We start from the raw sequence: 23593 nt of genomic DNA on the forward strand, positions 1-23593 counted from the left end.
ATGGCGTGGGCATTCGCAAGGCGACGGGCAACGCGGCCGGCGCGGCGCGTCGGCACGACACTCGTGCTGGCGGTCGCGGCGGCGTGCGCGGCGACCGGCGCCGCCGGGCGCGCGCAGGCGGCGCAAAGCGGCGCGGCCGACGTGCAGTGCGGCGCGGCGTGGCCGCGCTGGGACGCGTTCAAGCGCGATTTCGTGTCGGCTGACGGCCGGGTGATCGACGTCGGCTCGGCCGATTCGCGCACGGTATCGGAGGGGCAGGCGTATGGGCTGTTCTTCGCGCTGGTCGCGAACGACCGGCGCACGTTCGACACGATCCTCGCATGGACCGAGAACAACCTCGCGCAGGGCGACCTGAGCGCCCGTCTGCCGGCGTGGCTGTGGGGCCGCGCGCCGGACGGCGCATGGCGCGTGCTCGACGCGAACGCGGCGTCGGACGCCGACCTGTGGATCGCATACACGCTCGTCGAAGCCGGCCGGCTGTGGCGCGAGCGCAGCTACACGGCGCGCGGCGCGCTGCTCGCGAAGCGCGTGCTCGACGACGAGACGGCCAGCGTGCCGGGCCTCGGCCTCACGCTGCTGCCCGGGCCGACCGGCTTCAAGCTGGCCAACGGTCAATGGCGCGTGAACCCGAGCTATTCGCCGCCGCAGGTGATCCGCGGGCTCGCCACGCGCCTGCCCGACGATCGGCGCTGGGCCGCGCTCGCGGCCAGCACTGGCCGCGTGCTGCTCGACACCGCGCCGAAGGGCTTCTCGCCGGACTGGGCGCTGTATCGCGCGGGCGCCGGCTTCGGACCCGATCCGCAAACCCGCGCGGAAAGCGCGTACAACGCGATCCGCGTGTATCTGTGGGCCGGCATGCTCGATCGCGCCGATCCGCTCGCCGCGCCGCTGCTCGCGCGGTTTGCACCGTTTGCCGACTACATCGCCGCGCATGGCGCGCCGCCGGAGAAGGTCGACACGACGACCGGCGTCGCGGGCCCGAACGACGGCAACGGCGGCTTCTCCGCGGCGGCCGTGCCGTTCCTCGACGCGCGCGGCCAGCGTGCGCTCGCCGATGCGCAGGCCGCGCGGGTCGATACGCTCGCGCGCCAGTCGGCGCCCGGCTACTACACGAGCGTGCTGACGCTGTTCGGCCTCGGCTGGCGCGAGGGCCGCTACCGGTTCGGCGCGGACGGCTCGCTCGACGCGCGCTGGGAGGGGCATCCATGCGCGGCCCGATGAAGCGCACCGCACCGCGCGTCGCGGGGTTCGCGTGGCTCGCGTCGTCGGTCTGCGCGGCGGCGCCGGCCGCGGCTGCTGCCACCACCGCCGCCGCGGTTGCTCCGCCGCCGAAAACCGTCGCGCCGAAAGCCGCGCCGGCCACGGCGGCAGCCACGACCGATCGGGCCGACGCGCAGCGCCAGCTCTCGACCGCCCGCATGTGGGGCGCGAAGCATCGCGACGACCTCGCGCGCGACGCGCTGCGCAAGGGGCTGCTGATCGCGCCGGACGATCCCGACCTGCTCGCGGAGCAGATGCGCGTGCTGTTGCGGCTCGGCGACGCGCAAGGCGCGCAGGCCGCGCTGGCGCGCCTGCAGGCGCGTGCGCCCGCGGCACCCGCGGCACCCGGCACGCGGCGGGCGGCCGACGAATACCGCGTCGCGACGAGCGGGCGCGGCGAGATGGCGCAGATCCGCTTGCTCGCGCGCAGCGGCCGCGCCGACGAAGCGGCCCGGCGGATCGTCGCGCTGTTTCCGAACGGCGCGCCGTCCGGCGCACTCGGCGCCGAGTACTACCAGATCGTGTCGAACGCGCCGGGCGGACGCGAACCGGCGATCGCTGCGCTGCGCCGCGCGGTCGCGGCCGACCCGCAGGATGTGAGCGCGGCGCTGGCGCTCGCGCGGCTGCTGAACCAGCGCGACGACACGCGCGCCGAAGCGAACCGGATCGCGTGGTCGCTCGCGAAGCGGGCCGACACCGATCATACGGAATCGATGGCGCTGTGGCGCCGCGTGCTGCAGTCCGCCGGTGCCGATCCCGCGTATCTCGACGCGTTGCATGCGTATCTGGCGCTCGTGCCGGACGACACCGAATTCCGCGATCGCGCCGCGACCCTCGACCGGCAGCTCGACGCGCAACGCCGGCTCGAACGCGATCCCGACTACATCGCGCAGCAGCGCGGCCTGCAGGCGCTCGCGCGCGGCGATCTGGCCGGCGCCGATCCGCTGCTCGCGCGCGCCGCGCAGGCGCGCGCCGACGACGCCGATGCGCTCGGCGGGCTCGGCCTGCTGCGCCTGCGCGAAGGCCGGCACGACGAAGCGCGGGCGCTGTTCACGCGCGCCGCGGCGCGCTCGACCGACCAGCGCGGCAAGTGGCAGGGCCTCGCGCGCACCGCGCAGTTCTGGGGGCTGCTCGCGCAGGGCCGCGCGGCGGCTTCGGCCGGGCGGCCGCAGGATGCGGAACGCGCGGCGCGCGCCGCGCTCGCGATGCAGCCCGCCAGCCCGGACGCGAAGCTGCAGCTTGTCGATGCGCTGCTCGCGCAGCGCGACTGGGCACGCGCGGAGCCGTTGCTGCGCGAACTGCTGGCCGCCCGTTCGCCGACGCTGTCGGCGGTGCGCGGCACCGCGATGCTGTATGAGAACACCGGCCGCGCGGATCGCGTCGGCCCGCTGCTCGACGCGCTGCAGGGTCGCGTGACGGGCCGCGACGATCACCGCGCGCTCGACGGGCTGCGTGCCGACCTGCTCGCGAGCCAGGCGCGCGCGCTCGCCGACAAGGGCGAACGCGGGCCGGCTGCGCAACGCTACGAAGCCGCGGTGCGTGCGGCGCCCGATGCGCCGTGGACGCGTTTCGCGCTGGCGCGGCTGTATCGCGACATGGGGCTGCCGCAGCTCGGCCGCACGGTGATGGACGACGGGCTCGCGCAAAGCGACACGCCCGAGATGCGCTATGCGACCGCGCTGTATCGCAACTCGCTCGACGACGTCGCCGGCGCGCAGGCCGCGCTCGCGGGCGTCGACGACGCGCACCGCTCGGACGGCATGCGTGCGCTCGCGCGCAAGCTCGACGCGGAAGGTGCGCTGGCCGACGCGCGCGGCGCGCTCGGCCGCGGCGATCGCGCGGCGTTCGCCGCGTCACTCGCGCATGCGCAGGCGAGCGCGCCGGACGATCCCGACATGCTCGCGGCGATCGGCGCACAGTGGATCGACGCGGGCGACCCGGAGCGCGGCCTCGCGCCGTTGCGTGACTGGATCGCCGCGCATCCCCGCGATGCCGATACCGACGTCCGGCTGCGCTACGGCGATCTGCTCGGCAGCGCCGGGCGTGACGACGCGCTCGCCGCGTGGCTCGACGCACTGCGCCGCGAGCCGGCGCTGACGGCCGCACAGACCGCGCGCATCGAGGATCAGTCGCTGCGGCTCGTGCTGCGGCAGACGGACGATGCGATCGCGCGGCAGGACTATGCACGCGCCCGCACGCTGCTCGGTCGGGCGAGCGACGCCGGCCGCGCGGACAAGCGCTACGCACTGGAGCTGGCCGACCTCGAACGCGCGCAGGGGCACTACGACGCGGCGCGCGACGCGCTCGCGCCGGTCGTCGCACGCACGCCGGACGATGCCGATACGCAGCTCGCGCTCGCGCGGATCGACGAGGACAGCGGTCATCGCGCGGCGGCGCTCGCGCGCGTGCAGAGCGTGCTCGCACGCACGCCGGACGACGACGTCGATACGCGGCTGTCGGTCGTGCGCCGCCTGAACGCGCTGCGCCGCCCGGACGAAGCCGCGCAGGTGACCGGCCCGCTGCAGGCCGCGTATCCGGCGCGCGCCGACGTGACGGTGGCAGCCGGGCGAGTGGCCGAGGCACAGGGCCGCTACGACGATGCCGCGTCGCTGTACCGGCTGTCGCTGTCGCAGGAGCGCACGAGCGGCGTGAGCCCGGGCCGCGACGGCCGCACGCCGGCGCAGGCCGCGTTCGCGGATCTCGAGCAGCGGCGCGACCCGGAGATCGAGACCGGCTGGCTGCCCGCGTACAAGTCGGGCGACGAAGGGGTGTCCGCGTACCGCGCGCAGCAGGTGCCGATCTACGTGCAGGTGCCGGTGCGCTACGACGGGCATGCGTTCCTGCAGCTCGACACCGTGCATCTGGACGCGGGCACGCTCGATACGAGCAACCCGAACGCGTATACGCTGAAGACCTTCGGGACCTACGCCGCGCTCAACGCGCCGCTCGGGTTGCCTGCGCCGTTCGCGCCGAATCCGTCGGCCGCCGAGCTGATCGCGCATCCGCGCGGCGACCTGCACCAGCCGACGACGGGCGTCGCGCTCGGCGCCGGCTACCGCACGGACGCGTGGCGCGTCGATCTCGGCACGTCGCCGCTCGGTTTCCCGGTGCATTACCTGGTCGGCGGCGTGCGCTACCACTTCGACGCGGGCCCGGCGAGCTTCACCGTGAACGCGTCGCGCCGGCCGGAAACGAGCAGCGTGCTGTCGTATGCGGGGATGCGCGACCCGTGGACCGGTGCGGTGTGGGGCGGCGTGCGCCGCGACGGCGTGAACCTGCGTGCGGCGGTCGACGTCGGCCGCGTGAACCTGTTCGCGGAACTCGGCGCGGGCGTGCTGTCCGGCCGCAACGTCGAGCGCAACGCGGAAGTCACGCTGCGCTCGGGCTTCACGGTGCCCGTGTACGAACGCGCGACGATGCGGGTGAGCACGGGGCTCGTCGGCAATGCGTGGCATTACGCGCAGAACCTGCGCTATTACACGTACGGGCAGGGCGGCTACTACAGCCCCCAGCGCTACCTGTCGCTCGGCGTGCCGATCGAGTGGGCGGGGCGGCGCGACGCGCTGTCGTGGGATCTGACCGTCACGGCCGGGATCTCGAACAGCTATGAAAAGGATTCGCTGTTCTACCCGACCTTCGCGGGCCAGCGCGCCGCGCAGGAGGCGGCCGGGCTGGTCTACACGGGCAGTTCGACGCGCGGCGTGTCGTTTTCGTACGGCGTGAACGGCATCGTCGAGTATCGCGTGAATCCGCACCTGAGCGTCGGCGCGCAACTGCATGTCGACCGGTCGCACGACTATGCGCCGAGTTCGGCGCTCGTGTACCTGCGTTATGCGTTCGACGCGCGCGCGCAGCGCAGCTGGCTCGTCACGCCGACGCCGGTGCGGCTTTATTCGGATTACTAGGGTCTGCTTGCATATGGAACGCGTGAATACCGAAATCGACGCAACCCGTCCCGCGCTCGGCGCCGCCGGCCTGCTGGGCCGCCTGCGCGCGCTGCTGCGCACGGGCCCGGCCGGCGGTCGCGCCGGCCCGCTGAGCCGGCTCGCGATCGACGGGCTGCCCGATGCGTGGACGCAACTGGAAGCAGGCGGCCTGTACGCCGTCTATGCCGCCACCGGCACGCCGGCGTGCGACGCGCTGGTATGGGAAAGCGCGCGGCAGTCGCGCACGCGCGACGTGACGCTCGTGCTGTCACGCGACGCGGCGCGCGTGGCCGCGCAGATGCAGGCGCGCGGTTTCGCGGGCGGCGCACAGCCGGCCGGCTGGCCGCGCAACCTGAACGTGCTGGCGATGCCGCCGGCGTCCGCGTCCGCGGCAGCCGACGGCGACGCCGCGATCGAACCGGGCACACCGCGCCAAGCGGCGCCCGCGCCGTTCGCACGGCTCGCGGGCGGCTTGCGCGCGATGAAGCGCTACGGCTTTCGCACGCGCTCGCTGTATTTCATCGAAGGCGCGCAACGCTGGTTCAGCTGGGACGATCCGGCCGCGCTCGCGGAAGAGGCGCACGCGCTCGCCGACTGGTGCCGCACGCACCGGATCGCGCTGGTGCTGCTGGTCGATCCCGAGATCGTGCGCACCGGCGCCGCGCCCGACACCGACGATCCGCCGCTCGTGCGCGTCGCGAATCGTGCGCCGCGCAGCGGCTTTCACGGCGTGTGCTCGGGCGTCGCGCAGTTGCAGCGCACGCACGGCGAGCTGCTGTGGGTCGTCGATTTCTGGCGCGCGGGCGACACGCTCGCGGCCGGCGAAGTGCGGCCGCTGCGCTTCGCGCCGGGCGGCCGGCTCGCGGCGATCGTCGACGGTGGCGCCGTCCAGCCGTCGCGCGGAATGAAGCTCGCGACCGACGAGGATCGCGTCGTCGCCAGCCGCGCGGCGCTCGACGATGCGGGCCGCGTGCCCGCTGGATGGGAAATCGTTGAGGATAACGCAGCGGTCGTTGCTGCCTGTGCGCACGCGCAGGCCGCGACCGCGGTGCTCGCGTTCCGCTCGCATCCGCAGCTGGAGGCGTTGTGCGCGGCCGTGCACGCGCTGCGCCGCCAATGCGGCGGCGCGCTGAAGATCGCCGTCGTCGAACGCGGCGAGGTGCTGCGCCAGCAGTTCGAGATGCTGTTGCTGAGCGTCGGCGCGAACCGCGTCGTCGCGCGCGACCTGCCGCTGTCGCGGATGCAGGCCGCGGTGAACGCGCTGCACGGGCAACTCTATGCGCGGCCCGTCGCACCCGACTATCGCGCGGCGCTCGCGGCCGCGCTCGGCGATTCGGTGCTCGGCTACCTGCCGGTCGGCGCGTTCTGCCTGCGCATTCGCGCGGTGCTCGATCGCGGCGCCGTGCTCGCGCTGCCGCATACGCTCGCGAAGATCGCGCTGCTGCCCGGCGTGTCGCACGTCGACGCGCTGCGGCACTGCCGGCCGCGCCGCGCGGGCGACGTCGTGACGGCCGACGCCGCGCATCTGTACGTGTTCCTTTTCGCGTGCGAACCGGTCGATGCCGAGGACGCGCTCGCGCGGATCTTCGACGTGCCGGTCGATACGCTGTCCGATCGCGTCGTGTGTCTCGGGGCAGGCAGCATCGACACCGAGCTCGATGCGCTGAAGACCGAGAACCGGCGCGCGCCGATCGCCGACTACAGCGACCTGTTCGCGACGGCGAAGCAAGCGGGCGCGACGCGCGTGACGGCCGAACGCGCGGGCGAGGGCGAGGGCACGGTGAATGCCGAAGCGGGCGGCGTGCTCGCTCCGACCATCGACAACGCGCCGCCGCGTGTGCGCGACGAAGAAACCGTGCCGGCCGCCGCAGCGCAAGCACCGTCTGCCGACATTCCCGCCGCGCGTGCGCGCGGCGCCATCCGCAGCGCGATGCCGCTGCGCAAGCCGGAGGGCGCATGATCGCCGAACTCGTCATCGGATTCATCGTTGGCATCGCGATCGCGGTGCCGGTGTGGATCGTCGCGCAGCACCTCGGCATCGGCCGCGGTTTTCATGCGCCGCGGGGGCTGCACCGGCGCGACGCGGTGCCGTGCGAACTCGTGCCGATCGCGCTGCGCGGACGCCTGCTGCCCGACGCCGAGCGCACCGACGAGGCCGTGCGATGAAGACGATCGCCATCATCTCGACCACCGGCGGCGCGGGTCGCACGACGCTCGCCGGCGCGCTCGCGGTGCTGCTCGCGCGCCGCGGCCGGCCGGTCGTCGCGGTCGAGTTCGACGCGCAGAACCTGATGGGCGCGACGCTCGGGCTCGACACGCTGGCCGAACACGGGCTCGCGCACAGCCTTCTCGCGGATCCTGCCGACGCCGCGCCGTGGCACGCGCATACATGGCGCAATGCCGACGGCGTGCTGTTCGTGCCGTACGGGCAGGTCGACGCGGCAGGCGCCGCCGCCTGCGATGCGCGGCTCGCGGCGGAGCCGGACTGGCTGTCGCGTGCGCTCGACGAGATCGCGCTGCCGGCCGAGGGCGTCGTGCTGGTCGACACGGCCCGCTATCCGTCGCCGCAGGCCGAGCAGGCGATTCGCCGCGCCGACCTGACGCTCGTCGTCGTGCCGCCCGAACCGGCCGCGTGCGCGACCGTCGCCGCGCGCCTGGACGCGCTGCGTGCCGGCCGCGGCGACCTGCAGATCGTCGTGAACCGGCTGAACCCCGCGCGCGACATGCAGCGCGATGCGCTCGCGATGCTGCGGGGCGTCGTGGGGCCGGAGTCGATGCTCGAGCAGCGCATTCACGTCGACGCGGCCGTGCCCGAAACGCTCGCGCGCGGCAGCTGGATCTTCGACGACGCGCCGTATTCGCAGGCGTCGCACGACCTGAACGGCGTCGCGAACTGGGTCGATACGTGGCTCACGGCGGCCGCGGCCGGCCGTGCGGGAGCGTCGCGATGAAAGCCGCGTTCGCGTCGCGCTGGCGCGCCACGGTCCGACGTGCGACCGACTGGTGCGCGCGCGGAATCGGGCTGCCGGCCGAGCGCACGCTGCTCGACTGGCTCGTGCGGCTGTTCTTCCATGCGCCGCCGCCCGGCCGGCCCGACCCTATCCGCCGCCGGGCGCGCACCGCGTTCCTCTGGCTCGCGCGCGAATGGGGCGTGCTGCAGCCGCTGAGCCCGCGTGAATGGCTGTGGCGCGCGATCGTGCGCGCGCCGCGCGCGGCCGGCGAGCAGCCCGCGCGCGATCCGCTCGCGTGGTTCGACACGTTCGTCGTGCCGGTCTACGTCGTAGTCCGCGCGCTCGGCGCACGCATCGGCGCACAGCTCGAGCGTTTGCCGTGGGCACGCTGGGGCGGCTGGCTCGACGCGCGCGCGAACGGCGTCGGCCGGCACCGCTGGCTCGCGCCGCTGCTGCTGTGCGCGGGCGGGCTCATGTGGGCCGCGGCCGCGATGTCGCCGCTGATGCCCGGCGCGCAGTTCGCGTTTTTCGCGATCGTCGCGGTGCTGGCGCTCGCGCTGCGCCGCCTGCCGGGCCATCTGCCGACCCTCGCGCTCGCATCGCTCGCGCTGCTCGCCACGCTGCGCTACGTGTGGTGGCGCACGACCCAGACGCTCGATTTCCGCAGCCCGGTCGAGGCGGTCGCCGGCTACCTGCTGTACGGCGCCGAAGCCTATACGTGGATGATCCTGCTGCTCGGCTTCGTCCAGACCGCGTGGCCGCTCGACCGGCCGATCGTGCCGCTGCCCGACGACCCGGACAGCTGGCCGAGCGTCGACATCTACATCCCGACCTACAACGAGCCGCTGTCGGTCGTGAAGCCGACCGTGTTCGCCGCGCAGAGCATCGACTGGCCGACCGGCAAGCTGCGCGTGTACCTGCTCGACGACGGCAAGCGCCCCGAGTTCGCGGCGTTCGCGCGGGAGGCCGGCATCGGTTACCTGACGCGCGACGACAACCTGCACGCGAAGGCCGGCAACATCAACCGCGCGCTGCCGAAGACGCACGGCGAATACATCGCGATCTTCGACTGCGATCACGTGCCGACGCGCTCGTTCCTGCAGACCACGATGGGCGTGTTCCTGCGCGACCCGAAATGCGCGCTGGTGCAGACGCCGCACCATTTCTTCTCGCCCGATCCGTTCGAGCGCAACCTCGGCACGTTCCGCGAGATCCCGAACGAGGGCAACCTGTTCTACGGGCTCGTGCAGTCGGGCAACGACCTGTGGAACGCGACGTTCTTCTGCGGATCGTGCGCGGTGCTCAAGCGCACCGCGCTGGAGGAGGTGGGCGGCGTCGCGGTCGAGACCGTGACCGAGGACGCGCACACCGCGCTCAAGCTGCATCGCCGCGGCTACACGTCGGCGTACCTGCCGACCGTGCAGGCGGCCGGCCTGGCGACCGAGAGCCTCGCGGGCCACGTGAAGCAGCGCACGCGCTGGGCGCGCGGGATGGCGCAGATCTTCCGCATCGACAACCCGTTCCTCGGGCGCGGGCTCGGCTTCATCCAGCGGATCTGCTACGGCAACGCGATGCTGCATTTCTTCTACGGGATCCCGCGGCTCGTGTTCCTGACGATTCCGCTCGCGTACCTGTTCTTCCACCTGTACTTCATCAACGCGTCGTCGATCGCGCTCGCGAGCTACGTGATCCCGTACCTGGTGCTCGCGAACGTCGCGAACTCGCGGATGCAGGGCCGCTATCGCCATTCGTTCTGGGCCGAGGTCTACGAATCGGTGCTCGCGTGGTACATCGCGCTGCCGACCACCGTCGCGTTCTTAAGCCCGAAGCACGGCAAGTTCAACGTGACCGATAAAGGCGGCAAGATCGACGAAGGTTACGTCGACTGGTCGACGTCGAAGCCGTACCTCGTGCTGTTCGCGCTGAACGTGCTCGCGATCGCGGCCGGGCTGTGGCGGCTCGTGGCCGACCAGGGCGACGAGGCCTCGACGATCCTGATCACGCTCGGCTGGACCGTCTACAACCTCGCGATGCTCGGCGCGGCGCTGGCGGTTGCGCGCGAAACCAAGCAGGTGCGCGTCACGCACCGGATCGCGATGCGCGTGCCGGCGACGCTGCTGCTCGCCGACGGCTCGACGGCCGCGTGCTTCACGAGCGACTACTCGACCGGCGGCCTCGGCCTCGAGGCGGTGCCGGGGCTGCCGCTCGCGATCGGCGACACGCTGACGGTGTGCGTGACGCGCGGCGACCGGCCGTTCCCGTTCCCGGTACGCGTGAGCCGCGTGACGCCGACCCACGTCGGCGTGAGCTTCGAGGCGCTGACGCTCGAGCAGGAGCGCCAGCTCGTGCAGTGCACGTTCGGCCGCGCGGACGCGTGGCTCGACTGGCACGCGAGCACGCGCACGGACACGCCGCTGCGCGGGCTGAAGGAAGTGCTGCGCGTGGGCCTCGACGGTTACGTACGGATGTGGAAGGGTGTCGCGCGCGGCGTGCAGTCGATGCTGGCACCGAAGCTCGATCGGGCGCGCGACTGACGCGGCGCCCATCACGGAGTGGTTTAGATGACGTTCTGGAATCTGTATTTCATCCTGAAGTTCGCGCTGTTCGCGACCGGCCACCTGCAGCCGCTGTGGCTCGCGAACCTCGCGTTCGCGCTGGCGCTCGCGGCGAGCGCGCCGGTGCGGCAGCGCGGATGGCGGATCGTGCGGCAGCTCGTCGCGATCGCGATCGCGGTGCCGCTGCTCGCGCGCGAACTGCATGCGCCGCCGCTCGCGCGCCTCGCCGAAGCCGCGCGCGAAGTCAGCACGTTCCGCGTCGACTACTGGATGGAGCTGCTGCCGCGCCTGTTGCCGCCGGTGCTCGTGCTGACGGTGGTGGGCGTTCTGATCGTCTATTTCATCGTCAACCGCTGGGTGCGCGTCGCGACCTTCGTGCTCGCCGTGCTGATCGTGATGCCGCTGTGGCAGGCCGGCAACGGGCTGATGGCGCGCGTCGTCGCGCCGCCGCAGCAGCAGGTCGGCGCGACGGGCGGGCGCTCCGACCAGCCCGAGGATCACAACGCGGCACTCGCGACGTTCCGCGCGCAGGAGTCTCAGCGGCAGGTCGCGTTCGGCCATCTCCCGAGCGATCCGTCCGCGCAGTTCGACGTGATCGTGCTGCACATCTGCTCGCTGTCGTGGGACGATCTCGATGCGGCGAAGGTGCGCAACCACCCGATGTTGAGTCACTTCGACTACCTGTTCAACAACTTCAGCACGGCCGCGAGCTACAGCGGCCCGGCCGCGATCCGCGTGCTGCGCGCGAGCTGCGGGCAGGAAGCGCACGCGGACCTGTACAAGAGCGCGCCGCAGCAGTGCTACCTGTTCTCGCAGCTCGCGTCCGCCGGTTACACGGTGCAGTCGCTGCTGAACCACGACGGCCACTTCGACAACTTCCTGCAGGTCATTCACGACAACATCGGCGTGCCCGACGCGCCGATGATCCCGAACGCGGCCGCGCCGGTCGCGATGCATGCGTTCGACGGCACGGCGATCAAGGACGACTACGGCACGCTCGCGAACTGGTACGCGCAGCGCGCGTCGGTGCCGGGCCCGGTCGCGCTGTACTACAACACGATCAGCCTGCACGACGGCAACCGCGTGGTGGGCAGCCCGCTCGCCAGCATCGATTCGTATCCGCAGCGCGCCAACAAGCTGATGAGCGACTTCGACCGGCTCGCCGATCTGATCGCGCAGTCGGGCCGGCGCGCGGTGATCGTGTTCGTGCCCGAGCACGGCGCCGCGCTGCGCGGCGACAAGAACCAAGTGGCCGGCCTGCGCGAGATTCCGACGCCGCGCATCGTCCACGGGCCGGTCGGCGTGCGGCTCGTCGGCTTCGCCGGCAATCACGGCCAGACGACCGTGATCGACCAGCCGACGAGCTTCCTCGCGCTCTCGCAGCTGCTGTCGAACCTTGTATCGAACAGCCCGTTCAAGCCGGGCACGACGCTCGCGCAATATGCGGCCGACCTGCCGCGCACGCGGATGGTGGGCGAGAACGAAGGCACGGTGACGATGCAGACGAGCGCGGGCTACGCGGTCAAGACTCCGGATGGCGTATGGATCGACGAACAGTGATCAATATCGGCGAAGGCGACGACGATCGCCTGTCGCAGCCGAACGACGTGCTCGGCCTCGCGCGGCACCTGCCCGCGCTGGACCCGGCCCGTTATGTCGACGAGCAGGCGCGGCGCGCGTTCGTCGAATCGCTCGAACGCTGGCCGACGCTCGCGAAGCTGATGGGATTGAAGCGGTGAGCGCTCGGCGGCCGGCGTGAATGCCGGCCGCCGTGTATGGATGGGGATGGACCGACCGATGCCGGCTTACTGCGCCTTGCGCGCCGGCTGGCGCGTCCATTCGTTTTCCTCGCCCGGCACCTTGCCGAAGGTCTGCGCGGCCCACGCGTTGCGGGCCGCCTCGATCTTCGCGCGCTCGCTCGACACGAAATTCCATTCGATGAACCGCTCGCCGGGCAGGTGCGCACCGCCGAGCAGCATCACGCGCGCGCCGTTCGCACTCGCGAGCGCCACGGTCGCGCCCGGTTCCAGCACGGCCATCGTCGCGGGGGCGAGCGGCGTGCCGTCGATCGTGAGGTCGCCGTCGACGAGATACACGCCGCGCTCGTCGTGCTCCGCGTCGAGCGCGAGTTGGCCGCCCGCCGCGAATTCCGCATACGCATAGAGCGTCGGCGAGAACACGGCGACCGGCGACGTGAGCCCGAACGCGGTGCCCGCGATCACGCGCACGCTCGCGCCGTCGCGCGTGAACGACGGCAGCGTGTCGGCCGCGTGATGCGCGAACGCGGGCGCCGTGTCCTCGTGCTCGACCGGCAGCGCGACCCAGGTCTGGATTCCGTGCACGGGCTGCTCGAGCGGCCGGTCCTCGTCGGGCGAACGCTCCGAGTGGACGATGCCGCGTCCGGCCGTCATCCAGTTCACGTCGCCGGGCACGATCTTCTGCCGGAAGCCGAGGCTGTCGTGATGCATCAGCGTGCCGTCGAACAGGTAGGTGACGGTCGCGAGACCGATGTGCGGATGCGGCAGCACATCGATGCCGCTGCCGGCGGGCAGCACGGCCGGCCCCATTTCGTCGAAGAAGATGAACGGGCCGACGAGGCGCGCGGCGCGCGCGGGCAGCACGCGGCGCACGACGAGGTTGCCGATGTCGCTTTCGCGAGGCGTGAGTACGGTCTTGATCGATGCGGACATGGTGAGACTCTCGTGTTCGGTGGGTCAGGCGATCGCCGTGTCGATCGTGATCGGATGCGTGAGGATCTTGTGCACCGGGCATGCATTCGCGATCTGCAGCAGGCGCTCGCGCTGCTCGTCCGACAGGTCGCCGTCGAGCGTGATGCGGCGCACGATCGTGCTGCCCGCGCTGCCCGATTCGTGCGCGAGCTTCACGTGCACTTCGGCGAGCGGCCAGCCCTTGCGTTGCGCGTACATCTTCAGCGTGATCGCGGTGCACGCGCCGAGGCTCGACAGCAGCAGCGCGACGGGCGTCGGCGCGGCGTCGCCGCCGCCGAGCGCAGTCGGCTCGTCGGCGCGCCATTGATGAACGCCGTCGGTGAAATGGACCAGGTAATCGACCGAGCCGATGCTCGCTTCGACGGACAGTTCGCTCATTGCAGTTCCAGGTGGGGAAAGGGGAGGCGGGCCGGCTGCCGGCCCGGCGTTACGGTTCGAGCAGACGCTGCAGCCGCAGTTCCTCGAAATCCAGCTCCGATTCTATGCGGTGCAGCACCGCGTCGTCGACCCGGCCGTCGCGGTGCAGGTCGAGCAGCGCGTCGCGCGACACGCCGACCAGCTCGAGCTCGACGCGCAGCATCCGCGCGCGCACGCCCGCCGGTTCCGCGCCGTCGCGATGCGCGCTTTCGTTGAATGCGACGCGGCTGCGATATTCGGTCAGCAGCCGGTCGAGCGATGCGCGTTCGAGGCCCGAGCCGCGCTGCTCGCGTGCATCGAGCTCGGCGAGCGCCGCGCCGAACGTATGCGCGCGCACCGCGTGCTCGGACATCGTGTGCCGCGCGGCCGGGCGCAGCTTCAGCACGCGGATCAGCGGCGCGAGCGTGCCGCCTTGCACGACCAGCGTCGCGATGATCAGCAGGAACGTGCTGAACAGGATCAGGTCGCGGCCGGGGAAATCGCTCGGCAGCGCGATCGCGGCCGCGAGGCTCACGACGCCGCGCATGCCGGACCAGCCGAGCACGACGGCCTCGCGCCACGACCACGGCGGATGGCCCGCGCGCCGTGCGCGCAGACGGCCCGGCAGCCACATCGCGACGAACACCCACACGACACGCGCGGCGATCGCGGCGGCCGTCGCCGGCAGCGCGACGCGCAGGCCGGCCATCAGCAGCGCGCCTTCGTGGTTCACGCGTGCGAGGATCGCGTGCAGCGCGAGGCCGATCAGGATGAACACCAGCGCGTCGAGCACGAACACGATCGCTTCCCAGGTCGCCTTCGCCTTGATCCGCAGGTCGGCGTCGAACACGCGATGCTGGCGCACGCCGAGCACGAGGCCGCAGGTCACGACCGACAGCACGCCGGAGCCGTGCACGGCTTCCGCGATCCCGTAGCTGCCCCACGCCATCGCGAAGGTCACGACGATCCCGAGCATCGGCTCGCGCAGGCGCGGCAGCACCCAGCACATCGCATGGCCGCATGCGAGGCCGACCGCGATGCCGATCAGCGTGAGCGAGAAGAACAGGCCGGTGGCGCTCGCGGTCGTGATGGTGACGGCGAGCGCGGCCGACACGGCCATCTGATACAGCAGTAGGCCCGACGCATCGTTGACGAGGCTTTCGCCTTCGAGCACCGCGACGAGCCGCGCGGGCAGCGGGTGACGCTGCAGGATCGCCTTCGCGGCGACCGCGTCGGGCGGCGACACGATCGCGCCGAGCGTGAAGCACGCGGCCCACGGCAGCGCCGGATTGAGCGCATGCACGGCGAGCGCGACCGCCACCGTCGTGAACACCACCGCGCCGAGCGCGAGCGATGCGATCGACGCGAGCTCGTGCCGGAATTCCTTCCACGCGGTGTAGAAGCCGCTCGACATCAGGAGCGGCGGCAGCACGGCCGCGAGCAGCAGCGCCGGGTCCATGTCGGGCACGCGCTTGCCGGCAACGGCCACTACACAGCCGCCGAGCAGCAGCACGACGGCCGGCGGAATCGAGATCCGCTCGGCGAGCCATGTGAGCGCGCCCGCGCCGCAGATCAACAGCAGCAGGTAATGGAACAGCTCGACGTTGCTCATGCGCGGTGCGTGCGGGAAGCGTGCATCAGGACGGCGTGCGTTCGTTCGTGCTGCCGCCCGGCAGCGGGCCGAACATGTGCTGGCCGCACTTCGCGTCGCGCCATGCGGCGTTCAGCCGGTGGCCCGCGAGCATGCGCCGCGCGACGGGCAGGATCTGTTCGCCGGCCAGCATGCCGAGCAGGCCGGTGAGCGCGATGATCGGCGGCGCGGGCGAGTTCACGCCGATCGCGCCGTAGATGACGCCGGCGAGGATGCCGGCGAGCAGCGAGAGGACATACGGTTTCATGGGGAGCGTCCGGTGATGGCGAGCGACGCCGCAACAGCGCCGTCAAAGTCTTGAGAGCGTATCGGGTTTGCGTGAAGAAAAAAAGAGCGAGGGGCCCCGAACGCACGTCGTTTCCGGAATGGCATCGATTCCGTTTCTTGGGTGGTCACGCCGAGCGTTTGCCGATTAAATACGTCGCGCCGGGTCACGATCCGGCGTGATGCATTTCCGGCTCCTCCCGTTCTCACGGCCGAGGCAGGCCTCCCTTTTTTTCGTTCACAGGACTCCACGCGCCATGAGCAATCCGAAACTTGAAGTACTCACCCCGCAGAACAGCCAGCTGATCTTCATCGACCAGCAGCCGCAGATGGCGTTCGGCGTGCAGTCGATCGATCGCCAGGTGCTGAAGAACAACGTCGTGGGCCTGGCGAAGGCCGCGAAGGTCTTCAACATCCCGACCACGATCACGACGGTCGAAAGCGACAGCTTCTCGGGCCACACCTATCCCGAGCTGCTCGACGTGTTCCCGAACCAGAAGACGCTCGAACGCACGTCGATGAACTCGTGGGACGACCAGAAGGTGCGTGACGCACTGGCCGCGAACGGCCGCAAGAAGGTGGTCGTGTCGGGCCTGTGGACCGAAGTCTGCAACACGACGTTCGCGCTGTGCGCGATGCTCGAGGGCGACTACGAGATCTACATGGTCGCCGACGCATCGGGTGGCACGTCGCAGGCCGCGCACGACATCGCGATGCAGCGCATGGTGCAGGCCGGCGTGGTTCCCGTTACGTGGCAGCAGGTGCTGCTCGAATGGCAACGCGACTGGGCACGCCGCGACAGCTACGACGCGGTGATGGCGATCGCGAAGGAGCATTCGGGCGCGTACGGGATGGGCGTCGACTACGCGTACACGATGGTCCACAAGGCGCCGCAACGCACCGCGACGCCGCACGAGTCGATTCCGCCGGTTCCGGCGAAGTAACGGGCAACAGGCCGCGTTCGCCGCGGCCGCTGCGATCGACGCATGCGGCGGCCGCGGTGTTTCGCAGGCCGCCGCTCGCTCAGGCCACGGGCAACGCCCACGGCGCGTGCGCGAAGTGGTCGGCGAGGAACTCGAGCAGCACCGTCACGCGTGCGGCGCGCAGCATGCCGGGCGGCGTGACGAGGTTGACGTTGACGTCGGCGATTTTCCACTCGGGCATCACTTCCTCGAGCTCGCCGCTCTGCAGCGCGTCCCACGCGAGGAACTCGGGCTGCAGCGCGAGGCCGTGACCGGCGAGGAGTGCAGGGGCGATCACGTCGGCATTGTTGGTGCGGATGCGTCCCTGCACGGACACGCCGACATCCTCGCCCGAAGCCGGATTGCGAAAGCGCCAGTGCTCGGGCGTCGGCAGATTCGTGTAGGTGAGGCACACGTGCTGTTCGAGGTCGCGCGGATGCGTCGGGCGGCCACGCCGCTCGAGATACGCGGGCGATGCGACGAGCGGACGGCGCACCGCGCACAGGCGGCGCGAGCGCAGCGACGAATCGCTCAGCTCGGCGATGCGGATCGCGATGTCGAACCCGCCGGACACGATGTCGACGATGTTGTCGGTCAGCACGAGGTCGATGTCGACGCGCGGATAGCGTTCGAGAAACGCGGGCAGTAGCGGCGACAGATGGCGCAGCCCGAACGACATCGGCGCGTTCACGCGCACGAGGCCGTGCGGTTCAAGCGCTTGCGCGCAGGCCTCGCTCTCGATCAGTTCCGCATCGGCGAGCAGGCGGATCGCGCGGTCGCGCAGCAGCTCGCCGGTCGGCGTGAGCGACAGTTTGCGCGACGTGCGGTACAGCAGCATCGCGCCGAGGCGTTTTTCGAGGCGCGCGATGGCCTTCGACACGGTCGGTTGCGAGATGCCGAGCAGTTCCGCGGCTTTCGCGAACGAACCGGTCTCCGCGACGCGCGCGAAGATGGCCCAGGCTTCGAGATCAGGAAGATGTTGCATGGCCGGACAGGGTGACAGAGAAGCGAAGAGGAAGCGAAGGCAGCGAAGCATGCGGCCGACGCGATGCGGGTCATTCTAATCCGGTCGGGAGAAAAATCGTTATGGAATCTTATCTATCGTCGTTGGCGGCCGGCCTGCTGATCGGCGTCGTGTACAGCGTGATCAAGGTGCGCTCGCCGGCGCCGCCGCTGATCGCACTGATCGGCCTTGCCGGCATGCTGGTCGGCGCGCAGGCCATCGGGCCCGTGCGTCACTGGCTCGGCTTCTGACTGTTTCGAGGACATGTTAATGAGCGCAACCGATACCCAACCGGATCTGATCCTGCACAACGGGCGCATCACGACGCTCGATCGTGCGAACCCCGTCGCCACCGCGGTGGCGATCAAGGACGGCCGCTTCGTCGCGGTCGGCAGCAACGCGGACGTGATGCCGCTCGCGGGCCGCGCAACGAAGGTCGTCGACCTCGACGGCCGCGCGGTGCTGCCGGGCCTGACCGACAACCATACGCACGTGATTCGCGGCGGCCTGAACTACAACATGGAGCTGCGCTGGGACGGCGTGCGCTCGCTCGCCGTCGCGATGGAGATGCTGCGGCAGCAGGTCGCGATCACGCCCGCGCCGCAATGGGTGCGCGTGGTCGGCGGCTTCACCGAACATCAGTTTGCCGAGAAGCGCCTGCCGACGATCGACGAGCTCAATGCGGCCGCGCCCGATACGCCGGTGTTCATCCTGCACCTGTACGATCGCGCGCTGCTGAACGCGGCCGCGCTGCGCGTCGTCGGCTATACGAAGGACACGCCGGAGCCGCCGGGCGGCACGATCCTGCGCGACGCCGCGGGCAACCCGACGGGCCTGCTGCTCGCGAACCCGAACGCGACGATCCTCTACGCGACGCTCGCGAAGGGTCCGAAGCTGCCGTTCGAGTACCAGTACAACTCGACGCGCCACTTCATGCGCGAGCTGAACCGGCTCGGCGTGACGGGCGTGATCGACGCGGGCGGCGGCTCGCAGAACTACCCCGACGATTACGAAGTGATCCGCCAGCTGCACGACGCGGGCGAGATGACGATCCGCATCGCGTACAACCTGTTCACGCAGAAGCCGAACGCGGAGAAGGAAGACTTCGTGAACTGGACGAAGAGCGTCAAGTATCACGACGGCACCGACTACTTCCGCCACAACGGCGCGGGCGAGATGCTGGTGTTTTCCGCGGCCGACTTCGAGGACTTCCGCGTCGCGCGTCCGGATCTGCCCGCGCAGATGGAGGACGATCTCGAAGGCGTCGTGCGCGTGCTCGCGCAGAACCGCTGGCCGTGGCGCATGCATGCGACCTACGACGAAACGATCAGCCGCGCGCTCGACGTGTTCGAGAAGGTCAACGAGGACATCCCGCTCGAAGGGCTGAACTGGTTCTTCGATCACGCGGAAACGATCTCCGAGCGATCGATGGACCGGATCGCGGCGCTCGGCGGCGGCATCGCGGTGCAGCACCGGATGGCGTATCAGGGCGAGTATTTCGTCGAGCGTTATGGCGCGCAGGCGGCCGAGGCGACGCCGCCGGTCGCGAAGATGCTGTCCAAGGGCATCAAGGTGTCGGCCGGCACGGACGCGACGCGGGTGGCGTCGTACAACCCGTGGGTGTCGCTCGCGTGGCTCGTGACGGGCAAGACGGTCGGCGGCACGCGCCTGTATCCGCAGCGCAACCTGCTCGATCGCGAAACCGCGCTGCGCATGTGGACCGAGTACGTGACGTGGTTCTCGAACGAAGTGGGCAAGAAGGGCCGCATCGCGGTCGGGCAGTTGGCAGACCTGATGGTCCCCGACCGCGATTTCTTCACGTGCGCGGAGGACGATATCGCCGACACGACCGCGTTGCTGACGGTGGTCGGCGGGCGGATCGTGTGGGGTGCCGGGCCGTTCGCGTCGCACGATATGCCGATTCCGCCGGCGATGCCGGACTGGTCGCCGGTGCGCGCGTACGGCGGCTATGGCGGCTGGGGCGCGACGCAGCGCGAGGGCGCGCCGCTGCAGCGCGCAGCAGCGGCCGCTGCCGCGTGCGGTTGTTCGACCGCGTGCGGGATGCACGGCCACGCACATGCGAACGCATGGGGCCGCACGTTGCCGACGTCGGACGCGAAGGGCTTCTGGGGCGCGTTCGGCTGTTCGTGCTGGGCGGTCTGACATGACGACCCTGACCGGCCGATGTAGCCCCGGGTGGATTCGCGCGCTTCTTTCCCAGCCATGGGTCGGCGCGCTGGTTCGGCTCGCGCTCGTTTCCGCGTTCCTGATCGGCGGGGTGAACAAGGCGATGCACTTCGGCGATGCGATCGCGGAGCAGGCGCATTTCGGCCTGCACCCGCCCGCGCTGTGGGCGGCGCTGGCGATTGCGGTCGAGATCGGCGGCTCGCTGTGCGTGGTGTTTCGCCGCTTCACGTGGCTCGGCGCGGGCAGCCTCGGGATGCTGACGCTGGTCGCGATGGTCGTGGCGAACGATTTCTGGAATCGCTCGGGCGCCGACCATTTCATGGCGCTGAACAGCTTTTTTGAGCATCTCGGGCTGATCGCGGCACTCGTGCTCGCGACCATCGTCGACGATGCGCGGCAACTGGCCGACAACGGCCGCGTGTGACCGGGATTGCCCAAGCCGATCCATCCTCTGATCAAACAACAAGGACCTCCGTTATGAAAACCCTTCGTTCCGCGCTGCTGGCGCTGACGATTGCCTGCGGTCTCGTCGCCGCGCCCGCCGCGTTCGCGAAACCGCCGGTGCCGCCCGCGGTCACGCCGACGCTGGCCGTCGGTCCGCAGTACGACACCACGCACGTGTGCGTCGCGCCGGAAGATTTCGACCGCTTTACCGACAGCTTCGTCGCGACGTTCGGCGGCAAGAAGTCGAAGCAGGGCGTGTTCCAGGTCACGCCGACGCCGAGCCAGACGATGTCGCAGCTCGTGCTCACGCCGGTCGGCACGGTGTCGGTGTTCGGCTTCAAGACGCCCATCCCGTATCCGTTCTGCGGGGAGCGCACCGGTTATCTCGTCACCGACATGGACGTCGCGGTGAAGTCGGCGCGTGAGCACGGCGCGGACGTGATCGTCGACACGTTCCCCGATCCGATCGGCCGCGACGCGATCATCGCGTGGACGGGCGGCGTGAAGATGCAGCTCTACTGGCATACCCAGGCGCCGCACTACGACGCGTTGCAGACCATTCCCGAGAATCGCGTGTACGTGTCGCCGCAAAGCGTGCGCAAGTTCGTGCACGACTTCGTGAAGTTCTCGAAGGGCAAGGTCGTGTCCGACAACCTGAAGGCGCCGGGCGTCGAGATCGGTCGTCCGAACGACACGTTCCGCCGCATCCGCATCGAATCGGGCTTCGGCAAGATGACCGTGCTCGTGACGGACGGTAGCCTGCCGTACCCGTTCGGGCGCGAGATGACCGGCTACGAAGTGCCTGACCTCGCCGCAACGCTGAAGAAGGCCGAAGCCGCCGGCGTGACCGTGCTCGTGCCGCCGTTCGCATCGGACGGCCGCGACGCGGCGCTCGTGCAGTTCCCGGGTGGCTACGTCGCCGAGATCCACGCGAGCGCGGCGCGATGAAGCACGAGGACACGATCCTTGCCGCGGTGGCCGGCTTCGTCGACACGCTGAGCTTCGTCGCGCTGTTCGGGCTGTTCACCGCACACGTGACCGGCAACTTCGTGCTGATCGGCGCGGGCATCGCGGGCTTCGGCCAGGGCGTGGTGCTGAAGCTCAGCGTGTTTCCCGCGTTCGTGTGCGGCGTCGTCGCGGCGAGCCTGATCGCGCGGTCGATGTCCGGGCGGCCCGGCTGGCAGGGCACGCGCGCACTGCACACGGTGCAGGCCGTGCTGCTGCTCGGCTTCTGCCTGGCCGGCCTGTGGGCGACGCCCGTCACGCAATCCGACAGCCTGCCGGTGCTCGTGGCCGGCATCGTCGGTACGTTCGCGATGGGCGTGCAGAACGCGCATCCGCGCGTGATGGCGCGCGCCGGCGTGCCGAACACGGTGATGACGGGCAACGTCACGCAGGCGATCCTCGATGTCGTCGATCTGCTGTCGGCCGGCACGACGGACAGCGCCCGCGTGGCCGCGCGCGCACGCTTCGGCAAGATGCTGCCGGCGATCGTCGCGTTCGCGCTCGGCGCGGCCGGCGGTGCGCTCGGGTTCCGTTACATCGGCTTTGCGGCGCTGCTCGCGCCGGTGTGCGCGCTGGCGACGCTTGCGCTGGGTTCGTCACAAGCGGCCGCGCCGGCCACGCAGGAGCGCGCATGATCGGGCGAGAGGCGGGCAGGCACCGGACACGTCACGGCCGCCGCTTCGCGCGGGCCGCACGCCTGTCGATCGTCGCGGGGCTGTTGGTCGCGGGCGCCGACGCGGCGTTCGCGCAGACGCCGGCAGCATCGACCTCGACGCCGGCGCAAGAACCGGCGCCGGCTTCGACTGCGCCATCGGTTTCTACATCGGCAACGACACCCGTGGCGACCACTGCATCGACCTGCACGGCCAAGCGGCCGACGGTGCTGTTCAACCGCTGGCAGGAAGACTGGTCGGTGCTCGCGAATCCGTGTGTGCCGCGCGCGCCGCTCGACGGGCTGAAATACATTCCGCTCGGCAATGATCCGTCATCCTATCTTTCGCTCGGCGTGAACCTGCGCGAGCGGCTGGAGACCAACGACGCGCCGCTGTTCGGGATCGGCTCCGCGCAATCGGATACCTACCTGATCCAGCGCGTCGAGGTGCATGCCGATGCGCATCTCGGCCAGCACTGGCAGTTCTTCGTGCAATTGCAGGACGCGCGCGCGTTCGGCAAGAACACGGTGTCGCCGGTCGACCGGAACCCGCTCGATCTCGAGCAGGCGTTCGCGACCTACACGGGTGAGCTCGGCGGCGGCACGGTCAAGGTCCGCGTCGGCCGGCAGGAGATGGCGTTCGACTTGCAGCGCTTCATCGCCGCGCGCGACGGCCCGAACGTGCGGCAATCGTTCGATGCGGTGTGGGCCGATTACGAATACGGGAAGTGGCGCTTCATCGGCTATGCGACGCAGCCGGTGCAGAACCGCAACGCATCCGATTTCGACGACGTGTCCAATCGCAATCTCACGTTCAGCGGCTTGCGCTTCGAGCGGCAGTCGATCGGGCCGGGCGACCTGTCCGGCTACTGGTCGCGGTACAACCGCAAGAACGCGCGCTTTCTCGATGCGAGCGGCCCCGAGCATCGCGACGTGTGGGATCTGCGCTACTCGGGCACGCAGGGCCGTTTCGACTGGGATCTCGAGACGATGCTGCAGAGCGGGACGGTCGGCAACAACACGATCGGCGCGTGGGCCGTCGGCTCGATCGCGGGCTACAAGCTCGACATGCCGTGGTCCCCACGTGTTGCGCTCCAGGTCGATGCGGCATCGGGCGACCGGCATCCGCACGACGGCCGCGTCGGCACCTTCAACCCGCTGTTTCCGAACGGCTATTACTTCACGCTGGCCGGCTTCACGGGCTACTCGAACCTGATCCACGTGAAGCCGTCGGTGACGCTGAAGCCGGCGCCGAACCTGTCGCTGCTCGGCGCACTCGGCTTCCAGTGGCGCGAGACGACCGGCGACGCCGTCTATCAGCAGGCGAACGTCGCGGTGCCTGGCACCGCCGGCAAGGGCGGCTCATGGACGGGGATGTACGTGCAGCTGCGCGCGGACTGGACGATCGCCGCGAACCTGATCGGCGCGGTCGAGGCCGTGCATTTCCAGGTCGGCGACGCGATCCGGCAGGCGGGCGGGCACAACGCGGACTACGTCGGTGTTGAGCTGAAGTATGGGTGGTAGCGCGCACGGCGCATGAAAAAGGGCGACCCCGCGTGAGCAGGGTCGCCCTTCGTTCGTCCGGGCCGGCGGCATGGCCGGCCCGTT

At 70.6% G+C, this 23593-nt stretch carries 20 protein-coding genes; 15 read left to right on the plus strand and 5 right to left on the minus strand.

Annotation, left to right across the window (positions count from 1 at the left end; translation table 11 throughout):
* Genes bcsZ through BAMB_RS06405 form a run of 8 tightly spaced genes read left to right on the plus strand, consistent with a single transcriptional unit; the run spans position 1 to position 12431 of the window.
* On the plus strand, positions 1-1221 hold the full coding sequence (gene bcsZ, locus BAMB_RS06370; RefSeq protein ID WP_011656581.1) for a cellulose synthase complex periplasmic endoglucanase BcsZ: 1221 nt from the start codon (positions 1-3) through the stop codon (positions 1219-1221).
* Entirely contained in the window at positions 1206-5165 is a 3960-nt protein-coding gene (locus BAMB_RS06375) for a cellulose synthase subunit BcsC-related outer membrane protein (protein ID WP_041491147.1), read from the plus strand. The genes bcsZ and BAMB_RS06375 overlap by 16 nt, the downstream gene beginning before the upstream one ends.
* 22 nt (positions 5166-5187) lie before the next feature.
* Positions 5188-7146: a cellulose biosynthesis protein BcsE gene (gene bcsE, locus BAMB_RS06380; protein ID WP_041491343.1), complete on the plus strand. Its 1959-nt coding sequence runs from the start codon at positions 5188-5190 to the stop codon at positions 7144-7146.
* The gene (locus BAMB_RS06385; protein ID WP_041491148.1) at positions 7143-7352 is read left to right on the plus strand and encodes a hypothetical protein; all 210 of its coding nucleotides are present in this window, start codon (positions 7143-7145) and stop codon (positions 7350-7352) included. The genes bcsE and BAMB_RS06385 overlap by 4 nt, the downstream gene beginning before the upstream one ends.
* Positions 7349-8137 (plus strand): cellulose biosynthesis protein BcsQ, encoded by a 789-nt coding sequence (bcsQ, locus tag BAMB_RS06390; protein ID WP_011656584.1) that lies wholly within the window; start codon positions 7349-7351, stop codon positions 8135-8137. Before BAMB_RS06385 ends, bcsQ begins: the two co-directional genes overlap by 4 nt.
* Complete coding sequence (gene bcsA, locus BAMB_RS06395) at positions 8134-10671, plus strand: UDP-forming cellulose synthase catalytic subunit (protein ID WP_011656585.1); 2538 nt, start codon at positions 8134-8136, stop codon at positions 10669-10671. The genes bcsQ and bcsA overlap by 4 nt, the downstream gene beginning before the upstream one ends.
* Before the next feature lie 27 nt (positions 10672-10698).
* The gene (bcsG, locus tag BAMB_RS06400) at positions 10699-12252 is read left to right on the plus strand and encodes a cellulose biosynthesis protein BcsG (RefSeq protein WP_011656586.1); all 1554 of its coding nucleotides are present in this window, start codon (positions 10699-10701) and stop codon (positions 12250-12252) included.
* Entirely contained in the window at positions 12234-12431 is a 198-nt protein-coding gene (locus BAMB_RS06405) for a hypothetical protein (protein ID WP_012363646.1), read from the plus strand. Before bcsG ends, BAMB_RS06405 begins: the two co-directional genes overlap by 19 nt.
* Positions 12432-12497: 66 nt before the next feature.
* On the opposite strand, the gene BAMB_RS06410 is transcribed toward BAMB_RS06405, so the two are convergent.
* Genes BAMB_RS06410 through BAMB_RS06425 form a run of 4 tightly spaced genes read right to left on the minus strand, consistent with a single transcriptional unit; the run spans position 12498 to position 15715 of the window.
* Complete coding sequence (locus BAMB_RS06410; protein WP_011656588.1) at positions 12498-13382, minus strand: pirin family protein; 885 nt, start codon at positions 13380-13382, stop codon at positions 12498-12500.
* Positions 13383-13406: 24 nt separating this feature from the next.
* Complete coding sequence (locus BAMB_RS06415; RefSeq protein WP_011656589.1) at positions 13407-13799, minus strand: OsmC family protein; 393 nt, start codon at positions 13797-13799, stop codon at positions 13407-13409.
* Between the two features lie 49 nt (positions 13800-13848).
* Complete coding sequence (locus tag BAMB_RS06420) at positions 13849-15429, minus strand: cation:proton antiporter (protein ID WP_011656590.1); 1581 nt, start codon at positions 15427-15429, stop codon at positions 13849-13851.
* Positions 15430-15454: 25 nt separating this feature from the next.
* Positions 15455-15715: a XapX domain-containing protein gene (locus tag BAMB_RS06425; RefSeq protein WP_011656591.1), complete on the minus strand. Its 261-nt coding sequence runs from the start codon at positions 15713-15715 to the stop codon at positions 15455-15457.
* 274 nt (positions 15716-15989) lie between these two features.
* On the opposite strand from BAMB_RS06425, the gene BAMB_RS06430 reads away from it, so the two are divergent.
* Positions 15990-16676: a hydrolase gene (locus BAMB_RS06430; RefSeq protein ID WP_011656592.1), complete on the plus strand. Its 687-nt coding sequence runs from the start codon at positions 15990-15992 to the stop codon at positions 16674-16676.
* 79 nt (positions 16677-16755) lie between these two features.
* Here BAMB_RS06430 and BAMB_RS06435 read toward each other — a convergent pair whose 3' ends face one another.
* On the minus strand, positions 16756-17679 hold the full coding sequence (locus BAMB_RS06435) for a LysR family transcriptional regulator (RefSeq protein ID WP_041491149.1): 924 nt from the start codon (positions 17677-17679) through the stop codon (positions 16756-16758).
* A gap of 101 nt (positions 17680-17780) precedes the next feature.
* On the opposite strand from BAMB_RS06435, the gene BAMB_RS06440 reads away from it, so the two are divergent.
* Genes BAMB_RS06440 through BAMB_RS06465 form a run of 6 tightly spaced genes read left to right on the plus strand, consistent with a single transcriptional unit; the run spans position 17781 to position 23509 of the window.
* Complete coding sequence (locus BAMB_RS06440; RefSeq protein WP_011656594.1) at positions 17781-17948, plus strand: DUF1427 family protein; 168 nt, start codon at positions 17781-17783, stop codon at positions 17946-17948.
* Between the two features lie 19 nt (positions 17949-17967).
* Positions 17968-19860: an amidohydrolase gene (locus tag BAMB_RS06445; RefSeq protein WP_011656595.1), complete on the plus strand. Its 1893-nt coding sequence runs from the start codon at positions 17968-17970 to the stop codon at positions 19858-19860.
* A 1-nt stretch (position 19861) separates the two neighbouring features.
* Complete coding sequence (locus BAMB_RS06450; RefSeq protein ID WP_011656596.1) at positions 19862-20308, plus strand: DoxX family protein; 447 nt, start codon at positions 19862-19864, stop codon at positions 20306-20308.
* Between the two features lie 53 nt (positions 20309-20361).
* On the plus strand, positions 20362-21276 hold the full coding sequence (locus BAMB_RS06455) for a VOC family protein (RefSeq protein WP_011656597.1): 915 nt from the start codon (positions 20362-20364) through the stop codon (positions 21274-21276).
* Positions 21273-21968, plus strand: coding sequence for a YoaK family protein (locus tag BAMB_RS06460; RefSeq protein WP_011656598.1), 696 nt, complete (start codon positions 21273-21275; stop codon positions 21966-21968). Before BAMB_RS06455 ends, BAMB_RS06460 begins: the two co-directional genes overlap by 4 nt.
* Entirely contained in the window at positions 21965-23509 is a 1545-nt protein-coding gene (locus tag BAMB_RS06465) for an alginate export family protein (protein ID WP_011656599.1), read from the plus strand. Before BAMB_RS06460 ends, BAMB_RS06465 begins: the two co-directional genes overlap by 4 nt.
* The last annotated feature ends 84 nt before the right edge of the window (positions 23510-23593 follow it).

The organism is Burkholderia ambifaria AMMD (assembly GCF_000203915.1).
Taxonomy (GTDB): domain Bacteria; phylum Pseudomonadota; class Gammaproteobacteria; order Burkholderiales; family Burkholderiaceae; genus Burkholderia; species Burkholderia ambifaria.